Here is a 23,280-nt window from a genome sequence, read left to right as displayed (position 1 = left end):
TTCGGTATTTTTACCGATATAACTCTCTCGATTTCCACGGGAGAGCCTCATGCCACGTTCCGAATTCACCTTCGCCAATGACCCTGCCGCAACGGAGCGCGTGAACGCGCATCTGGCGCGTTACAACCGCCTGCGCATTGCCAGCATCAGGCAAGCTGCAGATCCTCGCCCTGCTCATATGCGCCTGGGTGATGCGATGCTGGACATTGCAGCCGCCGGCCAGACCGTCGATCGCGAAGCGCTCGCCCTTCGCGGCTTCACCGAGGACGAACTCACCGAAGAAAACCTTCGCAAGGCCCGCAACTACGGCAACGCGAAGATGGTCCGGCAGGTCGCGTGATGGCCGCGCACTCCCCCACTGCGGAACCAGTGTTTCGTTACCCCGGCTTCGGCCCGTTCGACGGGGAAGCGCTTCAACGCGAGATCAATGCCGAAAAGGCCGCGCTTGCCATGCGCTGCCTTGCCGCCCAGGTGATAACCGTCATCGCCTGCCTCGCCAGCGCCGGCCTGTTCATCTCTGTCCTCTGGAACCAGCTCTCGAAATACGAGCAGTTGCTCAAGCAGTGTGCAGGGGTGTGAGATGGGGGAACAGTTGCCCTTGCAAGGAAATCCATGGGTGACAGTGACATTCACCCGACCTCACCCCATCCTCCCTCGCCAGAAGGAGTCGGCAACAGCGAAGCTACGGCTTCCTGAAATTGGTGCCGCGCATCGGAAAGATGTTGGCGAAGAAACGCTGCCAGAACCCGACTTTGTATCGATAGGCAGCGGCTTCCTCCTCCCGGTATGTGGCGTTCACGGCCGTGTTGTAAGCTATGGCGGCCACCGCGCGAAAAGCGGGCGGCGCCTCGCCCGCGATGCGCGTCGCCTCGGCTTTGGCCTTCCGCAATTGTTCAACGCTCTCACCAACCTCTTCCAGAGTGGCAAGAACTGCGTGCAAGCGAGTGCGGAACATTCGGTGATCCCGCGCGGAACCGGACGGGTCGATGACCAAAAGCACGACGCCCGCAAACGCGGAGACAAGCAAGAGAAGAATAGACGCCCGAGGCCATTGCTGCACGAGTGTGGCGACGGCGCTGGTCCCGAGGAGGATCTGAAGACCAGTAAGCAGTCGATACATGCGGACGAAAAACTGCTCACGGATCGCGTGGTAGGCAATGTTTGCTGTGAGGTCGAACCGGACCTCATGCCCGCTGTTCACTTCGTCCTGCGCGGGGGCGGCGGAGGCGGAGCGAAGTTGGTATCCGACCTTGCGCCCCCCCCGGACGGGGGTCGAGGCTTCGGAGGCGATGCTGGGGGTTTTGGATCCTTGCTGGCGCGCCATGGACTTTCTTTCATCTTGAATACTCCTCGGCTTAAATTCCGGTTCGAGGGGTTAAGCGGGCTCGCTCACTCCTATGGGCGAGCCCGCAACTCATCATTTTTGCGACATGCAGATTATTATTCCAGATCTATTACTCGTAATCTACAACATTACTTTCCAGTTTCTTTGGCGAGCGGCTCAAGCCATCTACGGTCCGGAGCTCTGTTCGGCTGCCGCGTTCCTAATGACCTCTTTTCGTATTCACCGCTCATGTTTCTCTCCTATGATGAGTTGGTGATAGGTGCTGACGCGCGTTGGAGCGCGCGTCAGCACCAACATTACAAAGATGATTCGTGTCTTCCCGCTACGGGAATTCTTCGCAACCACCTAGATTCACAGATCGGCTCCGAGGATTCCTTCCACTTTGCTCCATTAATTCAGATCTTCCTTGTTCTTTATTTCCAGCGCCAGGAGATAAATTGATGGACGTCCGCACGCGTGTTGCCGAACCGCAATACCGCTATCCTGGCTTCGGGCCGCTCGACGGGGAAGCGCTTCAGCGCGAGATCAACGCCGAAAAGGCCGCGCTCGCCATGCGCTGCCTTGCCGCCCAAGTCGTCACCGTCCTCGCCTGCCTCGGCAGTGCCGGGCTCTTCATCTCTGTCCTCTGGAACCAGCTCTCGAAATACGAGCAGTTGCTCAAGCACTGCGCGGGAGTATGAAGCCATGAAGGTTACGATCAATTTTCGTCCGCTTGATCGCGAAACGCTCATGCTCGTCGCAACGGTCCATGATCATGAGCAAGACCCGGTCGCTGCCTACTCCCGGCTGATGTCCGCCGCCATGATGGCCGCAGCAATCATCGAGCTCACCCCCGCTCAAGTCGCGGAACAGGCCGAGCTATTCGCAGCACAAGCCGCGCGCGCAGTGCGGGAACGGCCCGACATTTTCGGAAACCACGGCGTTGCAATCGAAAGGTCGCACTGATGAACGCCATTCCCACCCACCATCACCGCCAAGGCGACTGGATCCAGACTTTCACCGGCCGTCAGTTCTGGCCTCTGGATCCGGATGCGGCGGATATCGACATCGAGGACATCGCTCATGCACTGTCGATGCAATGCCGCTTCGCCGGTCACTGCAACCGCTTCTATTCGGTCGCGGAACATTCCTTCTACATCGCCCGCTACCTTGAGAGCCAGGGCGCGCCGGTGATCGTGCGCCTGTGGGGCTTGCTGCATGATGCGACTGAAGCCTACCTCGTCGACCTACCAAGGCCGATCAAGATCTCGATGCCTGACTACCGGGAAGCAGAGGGTCGCCTGATGCGCGTCATCGCGCAGTGCTTTGATCTGCCGACCGACACGATGCCGGAAGCGGTGAAGGATGCTGACCGGCGGATCCTCAGCGACGAGGCCGCCCAGAACATGTGCACCCCGCCCGCACCGTGGAGCGGCATGCGTGAACCACTCGGCATAACGATCAACTGCTTCCCGCAAACCGTCGCCAAGAACCTCTTCCTCAGCGAGTTCCAAAGACTGGAGGACCTCCGCCATGAGCGTTCGTGAGAACACCGCCCGCAACCGGCGAAAAGCTGTGGTCGATCAACTTCGCAAAGGCATGGCGACGTCAGACCAGATGGCCGCGCAATTCGGTGTCTGTCCCCGCACGATCTACCATGACATCACCATTCTGCGGAAGCACGGCTTTCGCATAGATGGCGCGGCAGGTCTTGGCTATATGCTGCGCAAGGAGCCCGAACGGGTATGACATCCCTTCCCTACATCTACCGCTGGAACCGGCAAGGCCGCAAAGATCAGCCATGCCGCGTTCTCTCCCGCTCACGATTCATACGTGCCATTGAAACGCCGCGCCTCGCCTTCGGGCCGCTGCGCGCGGCACGCTTCAACACCATCCTGGTCGAGTTCGCAGACGGTTATCGCATGACCACCAGCGGCAACGCCATCCGAAAGGTGAAGCCATGAGCATCGCGCGCGAGAACGGCAAGCTGCAGGTCTGCTGCGACAGCTGCCCCGCCAGCTACCCGAACACCTACGCCGCCGAAGATTTTGCGGTTATGATCGCAGACGCCAGGACTGGCGGCTGGATCATCCAGAAGGCAGGCCCAGCCTCCGCCGACGCCAGCACCGAAGACCTGTTCGGCAGCACGCCACGCATCGCCGGCAAGCCACCCGCCGAGCGCTTCACCCACACCTGCCCGAGCTGCGCCAACCCGATTGAGACAGGAGGCTTGTTCTGATGAACCAGCATGTCCGTTTTTCGGTGCCTCCGCGCTTCATGAACGACACGGAGTTGCGCGCCTATTTCGGACTGTCGGAACGAGCGCTCAACCGGCTGCGCTGCACGCCCACCTTCCCCCGAAAGGATAAGCTGACCAACCGGACCGACCGAAGGGCCGTTGATCTATATTTTGACCGCAGAGCCGGGATCGTTTCTTCTGCCAGCGGCGACATTCCCGTCGCCGCAATTGATGGAGAAGAGAACTTCGATGACTAGGCTGCGAAAAGACAGGCCTGGCTACCAGTACCGCAAACGAGCGGATGGAACCCTGGCCCACTACTGGAACCCCAAACGCGCGAGCAAAAGATCACCGGATGGCCTTCCGGTTCGTCCGATCCCGACGGGGACCGACGACGAGGAGATCTCGCGCCTGTGCCGCATGTGGACCGACGAGCTGCTGGCTGATCTCGACACGATAGAGCAAGGCCCGGTCTATGACGGCCGGATCGAGTCGCTTGTCAGGCTCTACCGGACACATCCGGACTCGCCATATCACGACCTCAAGCACTCGACGCGCATTCGCGACTACGAACCGTCGCTCCGGTTGATCGTGAAAACCGTTGGTGATCGCGCGATTGCGAAACTTGGCGGCAGTGATTTCCGCCGCTGGTTTACCCAATGGAGCTCCAGGGGTCGGGAACGGCGCGGACATGGTGCCATCCGCAAATTGCGCTCGGTGCTTTCGTTCGGTGTTGAGCAACGCCTGCCAGGCTGCGCCCAAGCCCGAGAGATCCTCTCGCTGATCCGATTCAGGCAGCCAGCGACCCGCACCATCATGCTCACCTACGAGCACGCCCGTTCCATATGCGGGAAGGCAATCGAGATGGGTTATCCGTCGGTTGCATTGACGCAGGCGATCCAGTGGGACACGGCGCTGAGACGGATCCACATCATCGGCGAATGGCTACCAGTCCAGGCTGGCGATGCTGGCGGTATCATCCGCGGCAAGACCAAGTGGCGCGGGCCTACAGCCAGCGACATTGATGAGGGGATGATCTTCACCCCGCCCTACACCAGCGAACGCAAGATCGCCGTTCGGCACGACCTTTCGGTCTGCCCGCTGGTCAGTGAGGTTCGTCAGAAAGTAAAACTGCCAAATGTCGGCCCGCTTATTGTGAGCGAAGACACCGGGCTGCCATGGCGGGAAAACTACTACGCCACCAAGTGGCGGGAGGTCGCACGAGCGGCCGGGGTGCCGGACGAGGTTCAATCGATGGACACGCGAGCCGGAGCAATTTCGGAGGCCGAAGAGGCAACCGACAACATCGACGCCGCCCGCAAACTTGCCGGTCACACCAACATCAAGACGACCCTTGGCTACGTCCGAAATGGCGACCTGAAGAACAATCGCCGAGTCGCCGCCGCACGTGCCAGCCTGAGGAAGTGAAACGGCTGTGACACGCCAGTGACACGACCACCCACCCGCGAGCAATTTTACTTAACGATTACAAGGGGTTGCTTGGAGCGGGTAGCGGGAATCGAACCCGCGTATTCAGCTTGGAAGGCTGCTGCTCTACCATTGAGCTATACCCGCGACACATGTGCTACTAGTGAACTCCTTGGCACTCGTCAAGACGATCTGCACCCGGTTTCCGAAGATTGTGGATCTTCGTTGTCCCGCTCCTCTTCCAACGGCTTCCAGCGCGATTGTCAGCGATGCGGCTGGCCGGCTGAAAGCAGCGCCCGGGGCATATTCGCCGGCCCTGCAAGGCCACGCGCACCATCTGGCAAAGCAGTATGAAATCCCTGGAATTTTTGATCGAGCGGCGTATCGAGAGCCGCAACACGGTTCAAGCTGCACAAACCAAAGCGGCGCTGGCGAATCGGTGTCGTCTTGCCTGCAAGAAACAAAAGAACGCAGGCCGCAACGCCGTTACATCGAGATCAAACGGGAGATTTTCTTGAAACTCGCCCCAAGGGCTGAAAGCACCCGATCTTCGCGGCATCCGGATCGTAGTGGTGGAGGAAGTTGGATTTGAACCAACGTAGGCATAGCCAACGGATTTACAGTCCGTCCCCTTTAACCACTCGGGCATTCCTCCGTACTACGTCGGAGCCATGCGAAGAGGCTTTCGAACAACTTCGGCGGGGAAGCGAGGTGCTTCGTTCGAAGTTGCGTGGGCCTTATGGCGTCCGCGGACGCGACTGTCAACTGGTCTGAGAAGCATTTTTCAACAGTATCCAACGCATCGCCACACCGCTATAGAACACCCATGACAAGAGACCCGAAATCACCCACACCCAAGGACAGCCACTACGCGCGCCTGCGCCGCGAATATCGCGACCGCACGCAAAAGGATGCAAGCAAGCCGAACGATCGCCTCGTGCGCCTCTACGGCCTGCACACGGTGCGTGCAGCGCTCGACAATCCGGCACGCAAGATCACGCGCATGCTGGTGACGCGAAACGCGCTTGCGCGCCTGGAGCTCTCCGAGCCGCTCGATCTTCCGTTCCCGGTGGAAATCGTCGAGCCGCGGGCGATTGATCGGGAGCTGAGTGACGACGCCGTGCATCAAGGCGTGCTGCTGGAGGCAGAGACGCTGACACCAAAGCGCCTGTCCGCCCTCACCGACACGAAGCTGGTTCTGGTCCTCGACCAGGTGACCGATCCGCACAATGTCGGCGCGATCATGCGCTCGGCGGTGGCGTTTGGCGCAGGTGCCCTCATCACCACTGCCCGCCACAGTCCTGCAGAGACAGGCGTCCTTGCAAAATCGGCATCCGGCGCGCTGGAGCACATCGACCATATCGAGGTCCGCAATCTGGCCGACGCGCTCGGAGAGCTGCACGATGCCGGCTTCGAGACGATCGGGCTCGATTCGGAAGGCCCTGCCGAACTTGAAAACACCTTTTCGGGCGCGAAGATCGCGCTGGTACTTGGCGCCGAGGGCAAGGGCTTGAGGCAGAAGACGCGCGAGACCGTCACCGCCCTCGCCCGCCTCGACATGCCTGGCGCGATCCGCTCGCTCAACGTGTCAAACGCTGCGGCGATCGCCCTTTACGCCGCTCGCCTCCACCTGACGCGTTAGGATCGGCAAAAAGCGCGCGGCGACCAAAAACCCGCGCTTTTGCCCGATCAGGCCGCGATCAGCCCACCGATCCCGGTGAGGTAACTGAGGTAAAGGGCGACGAGCAGGAATACCTGCCGACACGCCGACACCTCGCCAGTCAATGTCGGCCTTCTGCACCTCGCGGACCAGTCTAATGGCGAAATAAGCGGTCGCGGCGACCAGCACGCAGACCAGCAAGATCCGAAGCATACGACCTCCCCGTCGCGAAACTTAAGACGGCACGCGTTCCAGCCGCTGCGTGGCGATCTCAAGATCATCCGGTGTATTCACGTTGAAAAACGGATCGCCCTCGTCTCCTTCGAAAAGCGCGCATGCCGCTCCATGCCGGTCGGCAAAAGCACCAACACGCCGCTGCCCCGCTTCGAGCTGCGCACGCAGGTCAGCGCGTATCGAGACAGGCCACAAGCCAAATGTGGGATGGCGGCGTAGCGAGCCGTTTTCGTCCCTCGAGGCAGCGAGTGCAACCGGCACCATCTGGCTCTGCGCGGCTTGCTCCAGACTTTCAACGAGATCATCGGGCACGAAGGGCGTATCCGCGGCGACGGATATCAGCTTCTCATGCCCATGTGCGAACGCCCATTCGAGACCTGCAAGAACGCCCGCCAGCGGCCCCGGCCAATCCTCTACCGTGTCAGGAATGACATCCAGTCCGTATTCCTTGAAGCGTTGCGCATCCCCGTTCGCGTTCAGAAGGATCACGCTGGTCTGAGGCCGCAATCTCGTCAGGATGTGATCGAGCAGGGTTTCTTTGCCCAGCTTCAACAGTGCCTTGTCGCCACCGCCCATCCGCGTTGCCTGTCCTCCTGCAAGGATCAGTACCGGAATGTCCTTGCGTTGTGGCATCGCCTTGTCGTCGGTGGCCATCAGCTTCCTCAGGCCGGATCTCATGGTGATCCGTTTGCCAGAACCAGATTAAAATCCAAGCATCCTGCTGCAGAACTGAGCAATAAAAAACCCGGCGAGCAAGCCCGCCGGGTCGAAAATTTCAATCGTCAGATGAATCAGGCTTCGCTTTTCGCAGCATCAACCAGCTTCTTGACGTCGCCAAGGCCCCCCATCTTTGCCTTCCAGGTCAGCAACGGTGCGTAGAAGCGCAGATAGGCGAACATCAGGATGATCGACAGGTAGAAGCACATCACGCCCATGTAAGTCGGGTTGAACAGGCGATCGGTGCGGCCGTTCAAGATGATGGCATTGTACCAGACGACAGCCGAGATCGGCATCGCGATCACCAGCCCGAGCGGGACGAAGCGGTTGAAAATGAGCATCAGCCCGCAGACGATCTCCAGCGTCTTCACAATATCGAAGAGGCCGACTTCAATCATCGTGACCAGCATCTGCGATGACAGCGGCGAGTTGCCGACCGGCTGCGGGAAGACTGGCGGAAGGCCAAGCTGCGTCAGCCAGTAAGACGTACCCGACACAAGCATCCAGCCACCGAGATAAAGGCGGCCGCAGGTCAGCAGGATCTTGACGATGGTGCCAAGGTTCCAGTCGTAGGAAATCTGTTTCGACATGGTTGCCCCCTTACTGCGCGATGTAACGCTGGATGTTGTCGATGCGGCCGCCACGCGGGCCGATGTGGTAGACGTCGACAACCTTTTGCTCGACACCGTTGGTCGTGAGCGTTTGGACAGCCACGACGGTCCGGCCATCGCCGATCAGAGGCTGGACCAACTCGGACTTGACGTCGGCACCATCGGTGAACTCGGGGAATAGCGCCTTGTCGAACTTGGCGTCAGCGGCGATGTACTCGCCGGCTGCGTAACCGCCCTTGCCATTGTCGTAGACCTCGGCGCGGAAGTCCGTCAGCATGTGCTTCGGCATCTTGTCCAGCGCCGGGCCCCACTGCCAGTTGGGAGCCACGTGCAACTGGTAATAGATGTTGCAAAGGAAAAGCGCCGCTACGACGAGCGAAATTATGTAGAGCGTACGCTCTGATATTGTGCGGGACCCAGACAAGTCCAACTCCTTTTCTTGGGCGAATGCGAGTGTCTTGGGAGGATGATGCACTCGCAACTGCCGATGCGAACGTTCCGGGCTTTCGGAACCAGAACGAACCCACAAATTTGTCGCTTGACAATATCCCGCGCAGATAGCTGCGGGTTCGGGGTCTTTACGGCAGAATTTGGGACGACCCAACCAGATTCCGCGCATCGGGCGTTTACGATGCGTCAGTTCTAGTTGAGTTTTTGGCGATTAATTTGGCCCCTTGGCACCGCTCAGGTGATATCGCGCGGCACCCTCGGTACGCCTGGCGCACATTCGAGTGCTGAGCGGTCCCAGCCGCCGGTGTCAGCCGCAGCTACGTACGTCGCCTGCAGGAATTCCATCAAGGTCTTCTCAGGATTTGCACTGGTACGCACCGCCTCATAGGGCAGGAGGAACTCGCCAAGCGTTTCATCGAACCACGCGTCTGAAGGCTCTGCATGTCGGTCCTTGAAGCCTTCAGGCGCGGGATAGGCGTAAGAGTAGAACATTGCCTCCTCCACCCCCGCGCCACCTGGCCAGAAGCCAGCGGACGATACTTCGTGGCTGTAGGCTTCACGGGTCACGCTGTCAGGCAGTCCAGGAACGCCTCCAGGATGCGGAACCGCCGTTCGGCCGGAGAAGCGCGTTACTGCCAGGTCGAACGATCCCCAGAACAGATGAACCGGTGAAACCTTGCCAATGAATCCGGTCCTGAAGTGTTCAAACACCCGCGCAACCAGCACCAGGGCCCGGTGAAATCTTCGAACTGCCTCGCCATCGTATGGGCGCTGAGCCACATCCTCGCGGAAGGGAACGGCGTCAGCTATCTCGCTGGGGGTTCCATGTATCAGCGCTGCGCCACCAACGGCTTGTATCGCCTTGCTGGCCTGTCCGAAGAAATTTGCGATGCTCATCGCTTCGAGCTTGAACGTCGAGCGCACCCCGCCTTCGGCCTCGGCGACAAACTGATGATCGCAGAAATCGAGCGTCAGCGTGACCAGCGAGTTCCCGTCAGGCACCGGTCCCGTAGTTATCCCGCGGGGAGTGGCGTAGAGGGTCGCGTGCCAGGAATGGTTAACCCACGGAGTATGCGCGAGCCGATATTTGCCGATGACCTGCGACCACAAGTGCAGAGCGGTGCAAGTCTCGCGCCATTCAGAATAGTTGATGGAGGGCCACTGAACCATTCGTTCTTGTAGCACCTCGCGTAAAGAAGATCGACCTCAGCGATCTTCTTTACGTGATCTTTGACTACGCCTTTCGCATAAGCGACCGAACAATGTCAGTTCAACTCAGCAGCTCTTTTGGGTCTGACCCACGAGTAAACGATCGAAATCCAGATCGCGCAGAACAGTGCGAAGATCGCGAAAGCGACCGGTCTGTTCACGAACGCGATGAGATCGCCCTGCGACTTGATCAGGGTGGAGATCAAGTTCTTCTCGAGGATCGGACCGATGACGATGCCCAGGACACACGGTGCAATCGGGATCCCGTTCTCCTCCATCAGGTAACCTGCGACACCGAAGATCAACATTATCGTCACGCCGTAGACGGCGTTGTTCGATGCAAAGGCACCAACGATGCAGAAGATGAGGATCAACGGCATCAGCACCTGCTTCGATATCCGCAGAATGTTCTTGGAAAATTTTATGAGGCCCCAGCCAAGTGGGATCATTATCACGTTGGCGAGGATGAAAATGAGGAAGACGGCATAGATTGTCTGCGGATTGAACAGAAACAGGGTCGGCCCCGGGTTCATGCCCTTCACATAAAGCACACCGATGACAATTGCGGTGATCGTATCTCCGGGAATGCCGAAGACGAGTGCAGGCACCCATGCACTCGACAATGACGCATTGTTTGCGGCTGATGCCTCGATCACGCCTTCGACGTGACCTTCGCCGTATTTCTCCGGTGTCTTCGAGAAGCGCCGGCTGACTGCATAACTGACGTAAGCCGCGACGTCTGCGCCAGCACCGGGCAAGATCCCGATAGCAGTGCCGGTAATGTTGCCACGGAAGGACTGACGCCAGAACGTCTTCAGCATATATCCCCAGTCCTTGAAGATATTGCCGACGGTCTTGGGTGCCTGATCCCATCCTCCCCCGCCACTCAACACGGTGCGAATGACTTCCGAGATCGCAAAGATGCCGATCATCACCGGGATAAAATCAATGCCTGCAAGCATCTCGGTAGATCCGAACGTCAGGCGCGGCACGCCTGCCGGATTGTTGAGGCCGACCGAGGCGATGGTGAGCCCGATGAAGAGGCTCAGAAGACCTCTCGCCGGGCTCGACGTCCCCATGAACACGGCGCAGGTGAGCCCCAGAAGCGCCATCCAGAAATATTCCTGCGACGAGAACTTCATCGCGAATTCGGCGAGAGAGGGTGCGGCGAAAATCAACACGAGCGTGCCGAAAAGCCCGCCTATCGCAGAGAAAAGTACGCACGCGCCGAGACCGAGCTCGGCCTTGCCGCGTTGGGTGAGGCGGTACGTATCTTCGACATAAGCAGCGGACGCGGGGGTGCCTGGGATGCGCAGCAAGGCACCGGGAATATCGCCGGCGAAAATCGCCATGGCGGAGCAGGCAACCATCGCGCCGACCGCCGCAACTGGCTCCATGAAGAACGTAAGCGGCACCAGCATCGCGGTCGCCATGGTAGCCGTCAGGCCCGGAACAGCCCCTACAAACAGACCAAATATGGAGGCGGCCAGAACCGTAAGGACAACGTCCCACGTAGCAACCAGTCCGAACGCTTGAAAAATCACGTCCATGCAGGCCTCCTACCAGGGCAATCGCGGCATGATGCCGGATGGCAATGGCACCATCAGCATCGTCCGAAAAATGAAATCGCATGCAAACGCGGCGACGACTGCCAACATCGCTGCCTTGCCCGGATGAACCTTCAGGATAAGGAACATCGAAAGTGAAACGACGATCGCTGTGGGGATGAAGCCGAGGCTACGCGAAAAGAAAATGTAGAAGAGGATCAGGAGAATGGTCGCCGCCACTCCTGCGAGGGCCCGCGGGTTTCGCATCTCGTCGGGAAATTCGATCAACGGCCCCGTTCCGCTGCGGATGCCCGTGAAGATCAGCTTTGCAGAACACACGACCATGCCGAGGGCGATAAGCAGCGGGAAGGTCGCGGCGCCGTATTGCTGACCAGGGATCGCGGGAAGGTGATAGGAATACCAGCCAAGCGCCAGGCCGGCTAAAAGGAATATCGCTCCCAGCATCTGGTCGCTGAATCGCATGGTGAACCTCGTCGACGGTAACACGGCAGGCCCACCTTGCGGAGGGCCTGCAATTCAGGACTGGTGTTTACTTTGCGAGGCCGATGGCCTTCATCGTTTCGCCGAAGTTCACGTCGTTAGTAGCCATGAAGTTTCCGAACTCTTCCCCGGGAAGGAAACGCGCGCCAAACCCCTGTGCGCCCATGAACTTGTGATAGTCCTCACTCTTGTAGATGGCATCGAGCGCTGAGATGAGGCGATCACGAATGTCATCCGGCAGGCCTTTGGGTGCCACGATCCCGCGCCATGCCCCGAACTCCCAATCAGAGCCCGTCTCCTCCTTGAGCGTAGGTACGTCTTCGAAGAGCTTGGAGCGCTCATCGCTCATATAGGCGAGCGATTTGACGCGGCCTGCTTCGATAAGAGCACGCGCTTCTACGAGCGACGATGGAACGATGTCAGTTCCGCCTGCCAGCAACTCCTGCAATCCACTGGCCGCGCCGTCGCTCGGCACCCAGGTGACCTTGGACGCATCGATCCCTTCGGCATTCAGCATTCCGGCGATCGCGACATGCCAGCTGGAGCCCTGACCACTGCCAGTCGCACTGAACGTTGCTGCAGGTGAGTCTTTGATCGCCTGAAGCAACTCGCCGACCGTCTTGAATTCGGAATCCGCGGAGACCTGAACGCCGGCAGGGTCAGTATTCATAAGCGCCAGCGGCGTATAAACCTGATAGTTCAGCTCGGTAAGGCCGAGCCAGTGCATGAGGTTTACCTCAGTCGTGGCCAGCCCAATCGTGTACCCGTCCGGCTCAGCATCCGCCATGGCCGAATGTCCAACGACACCTGAGCCACCCGTACGGTTCACCACGTTGACTGGCTGTCCCAGTTCTTTTTCGAGGCCGACACCAATGACGCGGGCAACGGCGTCAGTCCCCCCGCCTGCGCCCCAGGCCACATAGAGGGTGATCGGCCGATCCGGATAGTCGGCAAGCGCTGGCACGGCAGCGGACGACAGCAATATCGCTGCAAGAATGCTCTTCGTCAGTTTCATGTTGTTCTCCTCCCGAGATGTTGTCGACTGACTGAGTTCCGTAGTTATATTCAGTCTCGCGTTCGCTTCCTCCCTAACTGTCGGCGTGAGCCCAAGATCAAAAGCCGCCAGATACCGTGATCGTGGTACCTGTCACAAAGCCTGCACCGGGCGAGGCCAGCCACACGACGGCACGGGCGATATCTTCTGGTTCCGCAATGCGCCCCATGGGGGTGAGAGCAGCTATCTTTGCCGGGCGTGCCGGGTTGCCCCCTTCGCTATGAATACGGGTGTTCGTGGTACCAACACGGATCGCGTTGACGCGAATACCCTCTGGCGCCAGTTCTTTTCCGCTCCCCGCCGTCAGACTTTCGACCGCCCCCTTTGATGCTGCGTAATGGACATATTCATTGGGGCTTCCAAGCATCGCCGCGATCGAAGACATGTTGATGATCGACCCGCCAGCTCCTCCATGACGTGTCGACATCCGTAGTGCTGCCTGCTGCGTGCAATAGAAGACGCCGAACGTGTTGATCGCGAATGTGCTCGCGAGCAGTTCCGGGGATAATTCCTCAAGCCTGCACGCCGAGCCGATGATCCCCGCATTGTTCACGAGGCAGGTTACTGGTCCCAACTCGGCGTCGCATTCCGCAAACAGGCGCTGAACGTCATCAGGGTCCCCAACATTTGCCGATACGGACGCCGCGCGGACACCCAGCGCCTCGCAGTCCGCGACAACATTTTCCGCGGCCTGATGGTCGCTTCGATAGTTCACACAGATGTCGAAGCCTTCCGCTGCGAGCATCCTTGCGGTTGCAGCTCCAATGCCGTGGCTTGCGCCGGTAATGAGTGCGACAGGTCTGGTCATGGCTGACGTTCCACCGCGCTTTTCCACGCCTACATCACGCTTTCGAGGATCGCCGCGTAGTCTTGCTCGCTCAGCGGCTTCGGGTTGGTTTGATGGCTATGATCCGCCAGCGCGCGCTCGCAGGTCCACTGGAAGACGTCGCGAGTCACCCCAAGTGATGACAGCTTGTTCGGGATACCGAGTTTCGCATTCAACTCATCAAGGGCATCGGCAAGCGACGACGTCCCAAGGCCCGCCACCTCCTCAAGCCGTGCAATCTTGGTGGCCGCCACGGGATCATCCGAATTGACCCGCAGGACGGGTGGCATGAGGATCGCGTTGAGCGTGCCATGGTGGAGCTTCAGCTCCTTCAGCCCGCCAAGGGCATGGCTCAGCGCATGCACTGCTCCGAGGCCCTTCTGGAAGGTGAGCCCGCCCTGCAATGCGCCCATCATCAGCTCCTTGCGGGCCTCGATGTTCGAGCCATCCTGGAACGCAATCGGCAACGCCGTCCAGATCCGTGCGAAACCATCGACCGCAATTGCCTCTGCCGGCGGGTTATATCGCGGCGAAAGATATGTCTCGATGCAGTGGGACAATGCGTCCAGACCTGTAGCTGCGGTCAGGAAGGGAGGCAGCCCAAGCGTCAGATCAGGATCGCAGATCGCGCAACGCGGAATGAGGTAGCCGCTGATGAAGCCGAGCTTGCGTCCGTCGTCGAGAGTGATCAATGCGGCGCGCCCGACTTCGGATCCGGTTCCAGCGGTCGTTGGCACCGCAATAAGCGGCGCGACCGCGCTCGTGATCTTCGGAATACCGCCTAAAATGGCAGCATATTGTTCCAATTCGCCCGGGTGAGTTGCGAGGAGCGCTACGCCTTTCGCCAGATCAATCGGCGAGCCTCCACCGATAGCGATCACCCCGTTACATCCATGCGCACGATATAGGGCGAGCGCTTCCTGCACTGCGGATTCTGTCGGGTTCGTTGGCACGTCGAGGAACCTTGGTGCTGAGGCCAGGGAAGAGAGCTGCGGATGATCCAGCAACCCTGCGGTCTTGATCCCATGGTCGCTGATAATCAGCGGCTTCGTAATCGCCAGTTCATTCATCGACTGAGTGAGCGACGAAATCGCGCCGACGCCGAAATTGATGCTCGTCAGATAATTGATGAGATCCATGTCCCCTCCGCGGTGCCGCCCCGCATTTTGGGCGCACCATTTCGATCTCCGCACGATCATCGTACGGCAGTTTCAATCCAACAAAATTTCGTCAGGGCAACGTCTGGCTAGACGGCGCGCACCTTAGAGCCAGATGAAACATCGGCTGGCGTCATATATGTCATAAGCATCTGTCCTCCCAATCGCAGCATGACAGCACAAGCAACCTCAATACTTGCACCATGCAATGCCCACAATGTGGACGCGCTGCCCAAATGATCGTTGCCGAGGTTTGAGTTTATGTCAACAGCGCATTTTTCGGCTGAATCCGACTTGGCTTTCCCCGGTTGACAGGGACCAACCTCGATGCCAATCAGTATATGGATCGCGTGACCACACTGTGGGCACGCCGGACGCAGATAAATACTCTCTACTGCGTCGCAATACTGGATACGACTGGAGGAGGAATTCATGTCATACACGCCGCACGGTAAGCATCTGATCGCGGGAAACTGGCGAGCCGGCGATGCAAAATTCCAGTCGTCTCCGTCTTCAGGTTCCTCACATGCGTTCAGCGTGGGCACCGTCGCGGATATTGATGACGCCTGTCGCGCAGCGGAAAGCGCCTTCGAGACTTACGGCTATTTGCCGTCCACCGCCCGCGCCGAATTCCTCAATGCCATTGCTGATGAAATTGAAGCGCGTGCTGATCAGATTACACAGATCGGCACCGAAGAAACCGGCCTTCCTGAAGCGCGTCTGATCGGCGAACGCGGACGCACAGTTGGCCAGTTGCGTCTTTTTGCGCAGCACATCCTTTCCGGCCAGCATCTGGACCGTCGTCATGACGCGGCGATGCCGGATCGCAAACCCTTGGCACGACCGGACATTCGGTTGATGCAGCGCCCCATCGGACCCGTGGCGGTCTTCGGCGCATCGAACTTTCCACTCGCTTTCTCAACCGCAGGGGGCGACACCGCTGCAGCGTTGGCTGCAGGTTGCCCGGTGGTCGTGAAAGGGCATTCCGCCCATCCCGGAACCGGAGAGATCGTGGCAGAGGCCATTGACGCAGCCCGGCGGAAACTTAACCTCCATCCCGGTGTTTTCTCTTTCGTTCAAGGCGGGAACCGGGAAGTCGGCTCGGCGCTCGTCCAGCACCCGCTTATCAAGGCGGTCGGGTTTACCGGATCACTTCGCGGCGGTCGCGCGCTGTTCGATCTATGCGCCGCGCGGCCCGAACCCATCCCGTTTTTCGGCGAACTTGGCTCGATCAATCCTATGTTCCTTCTGCCGAATGCGGTCGCCTCACGCGGGGCGGCAATCGGCTCTGCCTGGGCCGACTCCCTTTCTATGGGCGCGGGCCAGTTCTGCACCAACCCGGGCGTTGCTTTCGTCATCGATGGCGCTGGCGTCGACAGCCTTCTTGACGCCGCATCTGAAAAGCTGCGCGCGACCGCCACGCAGACCATGCTGACGGATGACATCGCTTCATCCTATCAGCGCGGTGTAGCCGCCGCCCTGGAGACCGCGCAGGCGGACATCCTCGTGAGTAGTGACAGCGACGGCCGCAGCGCGGCACCTGCGTTCATCAAGGTTGACGCAGACACATGGCGCAGCAACGAAAATCTGGCACATGAGGTATTTGGTCCGTTCGGCATTGCGGTCATCGTCCGCGATGAGGAAGAAATGCTGGAGCTGGCACGGGCGTTTGAAGGGCAGCTTACCGCAACGCTTCATCTCGACAGCGAGGACACGCCCCTTGCAGCCTGCCTCTTGCCGATCCTCGAACGGAAGGCTGGCAGGGTTCTTGCCAATGGCTTCCCGACCGGCGTCGAGGTGTGCGATGCCATGGTGCATGGTGGGCCCTACCCTGCCTCTACCAATTTCGGCGCCACCTCCGTCGGCACCATGTCGATACGCCGTTTCCTGCGCCCGGTGAGCTATCAGAACCTGCCTGACGCGCTTGTCGCTGAACTCGAAGCTCGCGCGTGACGACAAGCGTGGACGCGCCACGCCAATCCCGCTAGGGAGCGGGCGCGCCTAGCGTCAGGAGGGTACGCGTATCATGAACCAGCATGCACCCGCTTCAAAGGGGAAGGCCGCGTCCGGTGCTGTTCAGGGGACCGCTGCTTTTTCGAAGTTCATGACCGTGCTTCAGGCAATTGCCGACAATCCGGGTCAGCTCGACATTGGCAAGCTGACCCGTCAGGTGCAGTTCCCGCGCGCAACCACATACCGCATCGTCGCCGGCCTCATGGCGGAGGGGCTGGTGACGCAAGATGGCGATGCCGGAACCTTCGCGCTGGGGAACCGCCTGATCATGCTCGCCTCACGAACGTGGGAGCAATCGGATCTGCGGACCACCGCCCGTCCGTTTATCGAGGCACTTCGAAACGCAACCAATGAAACGGTGCACCTGGCCGTGCCCAGCGGCGATGGCATGGCCTATATCGACAAGCTCGAAAGCCCCAACGCTGTGCGCATGATGACCCGCATTGGCGCGCGCGTCGAGTTTCACTCGACATCCGTTGGCAAGGCCTATCTAGCCGCCCTGCCCGACGACGAGGCAAAGCAGATCATCGCAACGCTGGCGCTGCCGCGCTTCACGGACCACACCTTCACCGAAGCTAACGCCTTTTACGACGAGATCTGCAAGACCCGCGCACGCGGATATTCCTACGACCACGAAGAGAACGAGCCGGACATTCGCTGCTTCGGCAGCATGATCTACGACCGCTCCGGCCAGCCGGTCGCCTGCGTGAGCATCAGCATCCCGCTCTACCGCTATTCAGACGACCGCCACGACGAATTCGCGAACCTGATCCGAACCACCGCCGCGTCCATCACCAACGCGCTCGCGCTGATCGTCCCCTAGCCCCGCCTGCATCGACTGGCGGATCGAAAGCCGGCACGGCATCGGATAGACTTGGGGATGCTAGGAAATTGGCGGGCCCATTCGCGACGCATTGCTTAGAGATTTCAATAGGTTAATCCTGTCATCTGTCGCATTCCTTTCGCGCAGAGCTTCAACAGAACGGGAGAGAGAGGCGGCGCGTTCGATCTGTCGACCTTCCGCCTTGCCGTAGAGATAGACAGGCACCGCAATCACCGCGGCACCCAGCACAGCGCGGCGAGCTTGAGCCAGTCGAGAAGACCGAACATCACGCAAGCCCCTCGCGGATCTCCTTGACCCCGGCGATGATCTGCCGGCGCATCAGGAAGATGACGGCAAGGAAGACGAGCACCACACCGCCGATCGCCACAATCGCCTGCCAGTCCATGCCAGCGAGCCAGCCAAGGCCGAGCGCGCCGGACGAGAACAGGCCAGTGATCCAGGACCACAGCCCTGTCTTCTGCTTGACCTCCTGCTCGACCGTGACGGGAACCACCGGCTTGTCGACAGGAACGGAAACTTCCCGCACCACTTCTTTGACGTCGGCAGGATGGCCCACCATCAGCTGGGCGGCCGTGCGCACATCCTCAACCCGACGCGACCAGCCCTTGCCAAAGGCCTCCCACATCAGCTTGCCCTTGTTCTTGATGCGCTTGAGAAAGGCGAGCCGCTCGTCACAGAGCGCATCAATCACATCGCGCGCATTCGCCTTCTCGGCCGCTGCAATCGTCTGAGGCCCCACCCGCCCGTCCTGCGCCACACCCAGCACCGCCTGGAGATATTTGGCCGCGCGAGCCGGGCCGCTGTTCACGGCAAAGTCGAACACCGCATAGTCGATGCCAGAAGGAAGCGCCTGCGCATTCACAGCCGACCAGTAATGCCGGTAGTAGACCGTGGCGACCTGCGCATCGGTGATGGCCGTCAGATCATCAACCGTGCCGTTCGGCTTCACATAGGCGCGGAACGTTGCGAGCGTCACGCCCTTGTTGGTCGCGCCACCCGGATCTGCCGAATGGTTCACAAAGCCACCTTCATGTTTCAGAACGAGCGGAAGCGCCCGCTGGAAATTGCGGTCCATGTTGTTCTCCTTCCCGCCGTTGCCGGCTGGCTGGTTTCATGATGGGATGTTGTTGGGAGGGCCGGGTGGCGAATGTCGCCTATAGCGCAGACGGAACTGCGGACCTGCCGCGCCGCACTATCCCTGGCGCCAACACCGCTTTTAGCTTGCTCAAATTTTTCAGGATTATATACGTCCGTTCGAAACACAAAGGCCTGAACGGCTGAGGATTAGCATGGTCAGTAGGGCGGGCATTCAACCCCAAGAAGAACAACTTCGATATTTTGAGGCTACTTGCCGCCTGCCTTGTTATTTACAGTCACAGCTTTGCTTTGCTTGGCGCGCCCGAGCCTATCGCTTATTGGCTCGGCGGCTATGACACAGGAGGCGGATGGGCAGTATCTATCTTCTTTGTCATATCCGGCTTCTTGATAGCGCGCTCTTGTTTGCAACGCCCGATTTTCGTGTATTTGTTATCCCGCATTATGCGGATCATTCCAGCGCTGGCGGTGCTGCTCGTATTTGACGTACTCATTATTGGGCCGCTTTTCACCGACTTCTCTTTTTCGGATTACTTCCGGTCCCAGGAAGCTCTCGCTCATTTGATGAGCGTCAGCGTGTTTCAACAACATACCGGGCTGCCCGGTGTTTTCGGTGGTGGTCCGGTTAACGGGACCATTTGGACCTTACCGATCGAGTTCGCTTGCTACTTGCTGCTTCCGATCCTAAGTCTGCTCTTTTTGCTCAGACGATTTTTTATACTCGCTCCATTAGCCGCTCTTGCTGTTCTGTACATGATGGCAAAGCTGTCCGGTCTTGGTTGGGATAATCAGGGGGGCCTGATCTTCGCCGGCCTCCCCTACTATTCCACCCTAAAGAACGCGCTGTTCTTTATGGTCGGCTGCACAATGTGGGTTCATAGAGACGACATTCCCATGTCCACGCCGTTTGCGATCAGCGCAGTACTGTTACTGATAATCGGTCCATTCACGCCTTGGAAAATCCCGGCTTTCTATATCGGCCTTTCCTACCTGACCATCTACGTAGCTGTTGGCCTTCCGTGGACAATCAGTCTGCAGGCCTGGCCGGGCGATCTCTCCTACGGAATTTATCTTTATGGATTTCCGCTACAGCAGGCTCTTATTTTCAGTTCTTTAGGGTCGGTTCTCACGCCAGATCTACTAACTGCTGCAGCACTTCCCCTGGCGTTCTGTGCTGCGTACTTCTCTTGGCACATAGTCGAGAAACCTGCCTTGCGCCTTGCCAGACAAAGACCTCACCGTGCTGGAGCGCCCAGTTTGACTTGACCTGCCCGACCTCCCCTTGCGCCGTCGACAAGCAGTTCGGCAGCAATGTCTCCTGTTCCACCAACTGAGTAAGCGGTAGCCATTGCTGTCCTTCCAACTTCATAATGGAGATGACAATGATGTCGGAAGGGCCCTTGGATGGACCTGTTTTCACTGCTGATCGGCTTTAGCCTGGGCGCAGTCGCTACTGCGATCATTACAGCGATGCTTCATTCCGAGTTGCGGAGGGACGAAGACATCGTACCGAGATCGACAATGCTGAGCCCTATGAGGGCGGACTGATCCTTCACGATGAAGAGCGAAGGCTGGATTAGGCGCTTACGCCCCGAGCGGCTCGAATCCACCAGTCATCGCCGCGCTCTGCAACGCTGCACTTGCCCAGTCCACGATCTGACGGACGCGAGAACCATCTTCGGCAACCTCAATTGCCACCTTGGCAGTACGGCGGATTTCCTTGATCGCTGAGCCAGCAACGCGCCAGATGGCGAGTTCTGCGGCTGTGTCTGCGATCACGTCCTCGACCGAGATGGTCGGCTCTGCGACGAGGCGCGCGCGGTATTCTGCCCGAAGCATCGGGTAGTCATCAATGTCTGGGTCCGTCGCGGCATTCCAAAGATCGAGCTCGCGACGTGTCTCGTCATATTCTAGCGCCTGACCCGGCCCGCCTTGCGTCACGAAGTTGCTTCGCGCGCCGTCTGCCATGCTGTCGATCAAACTCGCTGCCCGCCCTTTCACCTCTACAAGAGGGCGCGGAATAATCGTGTAGGTCTGCACCACACGATCCTGCTCGACCAGCCAGTCCGCCGGATCATTCCAAGCGAGAATGTTCAGGAGATCGTCTGCGCCGACAATCTCTGCCTGAACAACCGGCAACCATCCATCGAGGCCAGTTGCGAGGATCCGCTTCCCCTCACCATCAAGCTGCGGATCGACGACTGCCGAAAGCAGCGCCTTGAGCACGTCATTGCTCCACATAACGGCGTCCTGCCCGCCCTCGGAATCGCGCAGTGCTTTCAGGGCAAAGCCGATGAGTGCGCCCTTACCCCGCTCTTGATAGTTGCGGATCAAGGCAAGCGCGTAGATCTCGCCCGGCTTCTTGGCGTCGGTAGTCGCGAGATACGTCATCAGCCGGCATCCCGGCATATCCGGTCGCATTCGATGGCCCAAGTCTCGCCAGCGGTCAGTGCCGCCTTGAAGATCTGCTGCAACGTCACCTTGGTCACGAGACCGTTGACCGCCGCAAAGCTTGCGGCCTGCTCTTCCAGGCTCATCTGCACCACCTGGCACGGCACCTCCGCAAAGCCGCAGATTGCCGCCGCGTGGGTCCGGTGCTGCCCATCGATGATGGCAAAGCGCCCACCCTCGACCGGGGCGACGAAGACTGGCGAAAAGCGCGACCAGCGGAACGCCTCGGCGATCCGCTGGATCGTCTTCCAGTTGCCTGCCTTCAGATCACGCTGATAGCTGTCATCGACGACCAGCTGCTCGATCCGGATCCACTGCAGCATTGGTGCGGGCCCGGAATCAACATTGGCGGGGCGCTTGAGCTTGGTGACGTCGATCGACCGCATCAGCCCTGCCCTCCGCCAACGACCTTCAGGCCGCCATCCGCCTTCACCCCGGCCAATACGCTGGCGATCTCCTCGTTGAGACGTGCAATGACGGCGTTGATGGAGCGAAGCCCGTCCGCCTCGTTTGGCGTGACAATGCCATCGGCTTTTGCGCGCACCGTTTCGACGACCAGCTTCCCCGCCTGCTCGACAAGCTCCGCCACTTGCGCCGAAAGTTCGTTGACCTCGCGGCCGGCTTCGGTCTGCTCGCTCAGCTCACGCCCGTTAAACTCGGCCATCAGCCGCGTCAGAAGCGGGCGGCCGCAATCATCCTCGAGGATCAGGGCCACCCGGTAAGGCATCTCGTCCCGGTCACCCGGGCTTCGCCGTCGTCCGACCGTGCTCTTGCCGTAGCTGGTAAGCTCCGCGACACGCTCGATCCCGCCGCACGAATCGATCAGATCCCTTTGCGCACCGCGAAAACGAAGGTGCCAGCGCTCGGTATATTCGGTCCTTGATCCTCGCTCCCCAAGGCAAAGCCTTCCCGTTGCGGGAAAGCCCTGCGGCGTTTCCCGTGGTGGGAATTGGTCGGTTGAGTCAGACTGCGAGGATGAAGAACCCCCGCGCACACATCACATCATGGCGGTCCCTGTGGCTCCGGGAGGGCGGGGGAGTTGCCCTCCCGGCCCACAACGCGGGCACACGCACAGACAAGATTGGTTGCAGAGGCCAGACTCGAACTGGCGACCTCGTGGTTATGAGCCACGCGATGCGCGTCATCGCGCAGCGTTTCGATCAGCCGTGCCGCGTTCTCTCCCGCTCACGGATCATACGAGACATTGAAACGCCGCGCCTCGCCTTCGGACCCATGCGTGCGGTTCGCTTCAACTCGATCCTGGTCGAGTTTGGAGATGGCTTCCGCATGATCACCAGCGGCAACGCCATCCGGAAGGTGAAGCCATGAGCATCGCGCGCGAGAACGACAAGCTGCAGGTTTGCTGCGACACGTGCCCCGCCAGCTACCCGAACACCTACGCCGCGGAAGATTTCGCGGTGATGGTCGCTGACGCCAAGACTGGCGGCTGGATCATCCAGAAGGCAGGCCCAGCCTCTGCCTCAGCCTCTGCCTCTGCCTCTGCCTCTGCCTCTGCCTCTGCCGACGCCAGCCCCCAGGATCTGTTCGCCAGCACGCCACGCATCGCCGGCAAGCCAGCGGCCGAACGCTTCACCCACACCTGCCCGAGCTGCGCCAACCCGATCGAGACAGGAGGCTTGTTCTAATGTCCGCTCGTATCGTCGACAGTCTTCACTATCCGCCCCGTGGTCTGAGCCGCGACGAAGCTGCGCGGTACATTGGCGTGAGCGCGTCGAAGTTTGATCAGATGGTCGCCGACAACTGCATGCCACGACCCAAGCGCCTCGGCGGCCGCGTGGTCTGGGACCGCGTCGCACTGGACATGGCGTTCAACGCCCTCCCGGACGAGAACTCCGGCCATGAAAGGTTCTTTGAGGACCTGTTTGACAAGCGAAAGGCCAGCTAGGCATTGTTCCGGTA

General features: G+C 59.6%; 32 protein-coding genes and 3 tRNA genes. 17 read left to right on the top strand and 18 right to left on the bottom strand.

The annotated features are described in order from the left end of the window. The first annotated feature begins 49 nt into the window (after window positions 1-49). Both IOD40_RS05550 and IOD40_RS05545 read left to right on the top strand, forming a co-directional pair. Window positions 50-340: a hypothetical protein gene (locus IOD40_RS05550; RefSeq protein ID WP_198475132.1), complete on the top strand. Its 291-nt coding sequence runs from the start codon at window positions 50-52 to the stop codon at window positions 338-340. Next, a complete protein-coding gene (locus IOD40_RS05545) occupies window positions 340-579 on the top strand; it encodes a hypothetical protein (RefSeq protein WP_210336797.1) in 240 nt (79 codons plus the stop codon). Before IOD40_RS05550 ends, IOD40_RS05545 begins: the two co-directional genes overlap by 1 nt. 103 nt (window positions 580-682) lie before the next feature. Here the strand turns inward: IOD40_RS05545 and IOD40_RS05540 are convergent, their stop codons facing one another. Continuing rightward, complete coding sequence (locus IOD40_RS05540; RefSeq protein WP_198475128.1) at window positions 683-1,324, bottom strand: hypothetical protein; 642 nt, start codon at window positions 1,322-1,324, stop codon at window positions 683-685. A gap of 461 nt (window positions 1,325-1,785) precedes the next feature. Here IOD40_RS05540 and IOD40_RS05535 point away from each other — a divergent pair, with 461 nt between their 5' ends. The 8 genes from IOD40_RS05535 to IOD40_RS05500 are packed head-to-tail and all read left to right on the top strand — an operon-like array spanning window position 1,786 to window position 4,991. Continuing rightward, window positions 1,786-2,025, top strand: a complete 240-nt coding sequence (locus IOD40_RS05535) for a hypothetical protein (protein ID WP_198475126.1) — start codon at window positions 1,786-1,788, stop codon at window positions 2,023-2,025. A gap of 4 nt (window positions 2,026-2,029) precedes the next feature. After that, window positions 2,030-2,290: a hypothetical protein gene (locus IOD40_RS05530; RefSeq protein ID WP_198475124.1), complete on the top strand. Its 261-nt coding sequence runs from the start codon at window positions 2,030-2,032 to the stop codon at window positions 2,288-2,290. Further along, window positions 2,290-2,871, top strand: a complete 582-nt coding sequence (locus tag IOD40_RS05525; RefSeq protein WP_198475122.1) for a phosphohydrolase — start codon at window positions 2,290-2,292, stop codon at window positions 2,869-2,871. The genes IOD40_RS05530 and IOD40_RS05525 overlap by 1 nt, the downstream gene beginning before the upstream one ends. Next, the gene (locus tag IOD40_RS05520; protein WP_198475120.1) at window positions 2,858-3,073 is read left to right on the top strand and encodes a helix-turn-helix domain-containing protein; all 216 of its coding nucleotides are present in this window, start codon (window positions 2,858-2,860) and stop codon (window positions 3,071-3,073) included. The genes IOD40_RS05525 and IOD40_RS05520 overlap by 14 nt, the downstream gene beginning before the upstream one ends. Then, the gene (locus IOD40_RS05515; protein WP_198475118.1) at window positions 3,070-3,288 is read left to right on the top strand and encodes a hypothetical protein; all 219 of its coding nucleotides are present in this window, start codon (window positions 3,070-3,072) and stop codon (window positions 3,286-3,288) included. Before IOD40_RS05520 ends, IOD40_RS05515 begins: the two co-directional genes overlap by 4 nt. Further along, the gene (locus IOD40_RS05510; RefSeq protein WP_198475116.1) at window positions 3,285-3,563 is read left to right on the top strand and encodes a hypothetical protein; all 279 of its coding nucleotides are present in this window, start codon (window positions 3,285-3,287) and stop codon (window positions 3,561-3,563) included. Before IOD40_RS05515 ends, IOD40_RS05510 begins: the two co-directional genes overlap by 4 nt. After that, the gene (locus IOD40_RS05505) at window positions 3,563-3,820 is read left to right on the top strand and encodes a helix-turn-helix transcriptional regulator (RefSeq protein ID WP_198475114.1); all 258 of its coding nucleotides are present in this window, start codon (window positions 3,563-3,565) and stop codon (window positions 3,818-3,820) included. The genes IOD40_RS05510 and IOD40_RS05505 overlap by 1 nt, the downstream gene beginning before the upstream one ends. Further along, window positions 3,813-4,991, top strand: a complete 1,179-nt coding sequence (locus IOD40_RS05500) for a site-specific integrase (protein WP_198475112.1) — start codon at window positions 3,813-3,815, stop codon at window positions 4,989-4,991. The genes IOD40_RS05505 and IOD40_RS05500 overlap by 8 nt, the downstream gene beginning before the upstream one ends. A gap of 73 nt (window positions 4,992-5,064) precedes the next feature. Here IOD40_RS05500 and IOD40_RS05495 read toward each other — a convergent pair. Further along, window positions 5,065-5,138, bottom strand: a tRNA-Gly gene (locus IOD40_RS05495). Between the two features lie 25 nt (window positions 5,139-5,163). Here IOD40_RS05495 and IOD40_RS05490 point away from each other — a divergent pair. Beyond that, complete coding sequence (locus IOD40_RS05490) at window positions 5,164-5,583, top strand: hypothetical protein (protein ID WP_198475110.1); 420 nt, start codon at window positions 5,164-5,166, stop codon at window positions 5,581-5,583. Here IOD40_RS05490 and IOD40_RS05485 read toward each other — a convergent pair. Continuing rightward, a tRNA-Tyr gene (locus IOD40_RS05485) sits at window positions 5,562-5,646 on the bottom strand. The two genes, IOD40_RS05490 and IOD40_RS05485, sit on opposite strands and share 22 nt — an antisense overlap. 171 nt (window positions 5,647-5,817) lie before the next feature. On the opposite strand from IOD40_RS05485, the gene IOD40_RS05480 reads away from it, so the two are divergent. Beyond that, entirely contained in the window at window positions 5,818-6,633 is an 816-nt protein-coding gene (locus IOD40_RS05480; protein WP_198475108.1) for a TrmH family RNA methyltransferase, read from the top strand. Here the strand turns inward: IOD40_RS05480 and IOD40_RS05475 are convergent. The 10 genes from IOD40_RS05475 to IOD40_RS05430 form a co-directional block, all read right to left on the bottom strand. Continuing rightward, on the bottom strand, window positions 6,580-6,864 hold the full coding sequence (locus tag IOD40_RS05475; protein WP_198475106.1) for a hypothetical protein: 285 nt from the start codon (window positions 6,862-6,864) through the stop codon (window positions 6,580-6,582). The two genes, IOD40_RS05480 and IOD40_RS05475, sit on opposite strands and share 54 nt — an antisense overlap. A 21-nt stretch (window positions 6,865-6,885) precedes the next feature. After that, entirely contained in the window at window positions 6,886-7,539 is a 654-nt protein-coding gene (gene mobA, locus IOD40_RS05470) for a molybdenum cofactor guanylyltransferase MobA (protein WP_233713847.1), read from the bottom strand. Between the two features lie 137 nt (window positions 7,540-7,676). After that, window positions 7,677-8,192 carry a hypothetical protein gene (locus IOD40_RS05465; RefSeq protein WP_198475104.1) on the bottom strand — a complete coding sequence of 172 codons (516 nt, stop codon included), beginning with the start codon at window positions 8,190-8,192 and terminating at the stop codon, window positions 7,677-7,679. A 10-nt stretch (window positions 8,193-8,202) separates the two neighbouring features. Further along, complete coding sequence (locus tag IOD40_RS05460) at window positions 8,203-8,637, bottom strand: hypothetical protein (protein ID WP_198475102.1); 435 nt, start codon at window positions 8,635-8,637, stop codon at window positions 8,203-8,205. A 260-nt stretch (window positions 8,638-8,897) separates the two neighbouring features. Continuing rightward, window positions 8,898-9,833, bottom strand: coding sequence for a DUF5996 family protein (locus IOD40_RS05455; RefSeq protein ID WP_198475101.1), 936 nt, complete (start codon window positions 9,831-9,833; stop codon window positions 8,898-8,900). Between the two features lie 95 nt (window positions 9,834-9,928). Continuing rightward, on the bottom strand, window positions 9,929-11,422 hold the full coding sequence (locus tag IOD40_RS05450) for a tripartite tricarboxylate transporter permease (protein ID WP_198475099.1): 1,494 nt from the start codon (window positions 11,420-11,422) through the stop codon (window positions 9,929-9,931). A 9-nt stretch (window positions 11,423-11,431) separates the two neighbouring features. Then, window positions 11,432-11,902 (bottom strand): tripartite tricarboxylate transporter TctB family protein, encoded by a 471-nt coding sequence (locus IOD40_RS05445; RefSeq protein WP_198475097.1) that lies wholly within the window; start codon window positions 11,900-11,902, stop codon window positions 11,432-11,434. Window positions 11,903-11,969: 67 nt separating this feature from the next. Next, window positions 11,970-12,935: a tripartite tricarboxylate transporter substrate binding protein gene (locus tag IOD40_RS05440; protein ID WP_198475095.1), complete on the bottom strand. Its 966-nt coding sequence runs from the start codon at window positions 12,933-12,935 to the stop codon at window positions 11,970-11,972. Window positions 12,936-13,032: 97 nt separating this feature from the next. Then, the gene (locus IOD40_RS05435) at window positions 13,033-13,782 is read right to left on the bottom strand and encodes an SDR family oxidoreductase (RefSeq protein WP_198475093.1); all 750 of its coding nucleotides are present in this window, start codon (window positions 13,780-13,782) and stop codon (window positions 13,033-13,035) included. Window positions 13,783-13,811: 29 nt separating this feature from the next. Continuing rightward, complete coding sequence (locus IOD40_RS05430; RefSeq protein ID WP_198475091.1) at window positions 13,812-14,939, bottom strand: iron-containing alcohol dehydrogenase; 1,128 nt, start codon at window positions 14,937-14,939, stop codon at window positions 13,812-13,814. Between the two features lie 450 nt (window positions 14,940-15,389). On the opposite strand from IOD40_RS05430, the gene IOD40_RS05425 reads away from it, so the two are divergent. Together IOD40_RS05425 and IOD40_RS05420 are read left to right on the top strand one after the other, a co-directional pair. Then, window positions 15,390-16,910, top strand: coding sequence for an aldehyde dehydrogenase (NADP(+)) (locus IOD40_RS05425; protein WP_198475089.1), 1,521 nt, complete (start codon window positions 15,390-15,392; stop codon window positions 16,908-16,910). Between the two features lie 73 nt (window positions 16,911-16,983). After that, window positions 16,984-17,793 (top strand): IclR family transcriptional regulator, encoded by an 810-nt coding sequence (locus tag IOD40_RS05420; RefSeq protein WP_198475087.1) that lies wholly within the window; start codon window positions 16,984-16,986, stop codon window positions 17,791-17,793. Window positions 17,794-18,079: 286 nt separating this feature from the next. Here the strand turns inward: IOD40_RS05420 and IOD40_RS05415 are convergent, their stop codons facing one another. After that, window positions 18,080-18,889, bottom strand: coding sequence for a glycoside hydrolase family 108 protein (locus tag IOD40_RS05415; RefSeq protein ID WP_198475085.1), 810 nt, complete (start codon window positions 18,887-18,889; stop codon window positions 18,080-18,082). Window positions 18,890-19,152: 263 nt separating this feature from the next. On the opposite strand from IOD40_RS05415, the gene IOD40_RS05410 reads away from it, so the two are divergent. Next, on the top strand, window positions 19,153-20,175 hold the full coding sequence (locus IOD40_RS05410; protein WP_198475083.1) for an acyltransferase family protein: 1,023 nt from the start codon (window positions 19,153-19,155) through the stop codon (window positions 20,173-20,175). 318 nt (window positions 20,176-20,493) lie between these two features. On the opposite strand, the gene IOD40_RS05405 is transcribed toward IOD40_RS05410, so the two are convergent. From IOD40_RS05405 to IOD40_RS05390, 4 genes are all read right to left on the bottom strand, one after another. After that, a complete protein-coding gene (locus IOD40_RS05405; RefSeq protein ID WP_198475080.1) occupies window positions 20,494-21,300 on the bottom strand; it encodes a hypothetical protein in 807 nt (268 codons plus the stop codon). Continuing rightward, the gene (locus tag IOD40_RS05400) at window positions 21,300-21,746 is read right to left on the bottom strand and encodes a ParB N-terminal domain-containing protein (protein WP_198475078.1); all 447 of its coding nucleotides are present in this window, start codon (window positions 21,744-21,746) and stop codon (window positions 21,300-21,302) included. Before IOD40_RS05400 ends, IOD40_RS05405 begins: the two co-directional genes overlap by 1 nt. Beyond that, a complete protein-coding gene (locus tag IOD40_RS05395; protein WP_198475076.1) occupies window positions 21,746-22,354 on the bottom strand; it encodes a hypothetical protein in 609 nt (202 codons plus the stop codon). Before IOD40_RS05395 ends, IOD40_RS05400 begins: the two co-directional genes overlap by 1 nt. Before the next feature lie 92 nt (window positions 22,355-22,446). Then, a tRNA-Met gene (locus IOD40_RS05390) sits at window positions 22,447-22,545 on the bottom strand. 140 nt (window positions 22,546-22,685) lie between these two features. Here IOD40_RS05390 and IOD40_RS05385 point away from each other — a divergent pair. After that, entirely contained in the window at window positions 22,686-23,006 is a 321-nt protein-coding gene (locus tag IOD40_RS05385) for a hypothetical protein (protein ID WP_198475074.1), read from the top strand. Further along, a complete protein-coding gene (locus tag IOD40_RS05380; protein ID WP_198475072.1) occupies window positions 23,006-23,266 on the top strand; it encodes a helix-turn-helix transcriptional regulator in 261 nt (86 codons plus the stop codon). Before IOD40_RS05385 ends, IOD40_RS05380 begins: the two co-directional genes overlap by 1 nt. The last annotated feature ends 14 nt before the right edge of the window (window positions 23,267-23,280 follow it).

Origin of the sequence: Aquamicrobium zhengzhouense (assembly GCF_016124105.1) — a bacterium.
Classification (GTDB): Bacteria; Pseudomonadota; Alphaproteobacteria; order Rhizobiales; family Rhizobiaceae; genus Aerobium; species Aerobium zhengzhouense.
Note: the sequence above shows the minus strand (reverse complement) of the source record. Positions and strands in the feature narration are given on the sequence as shown.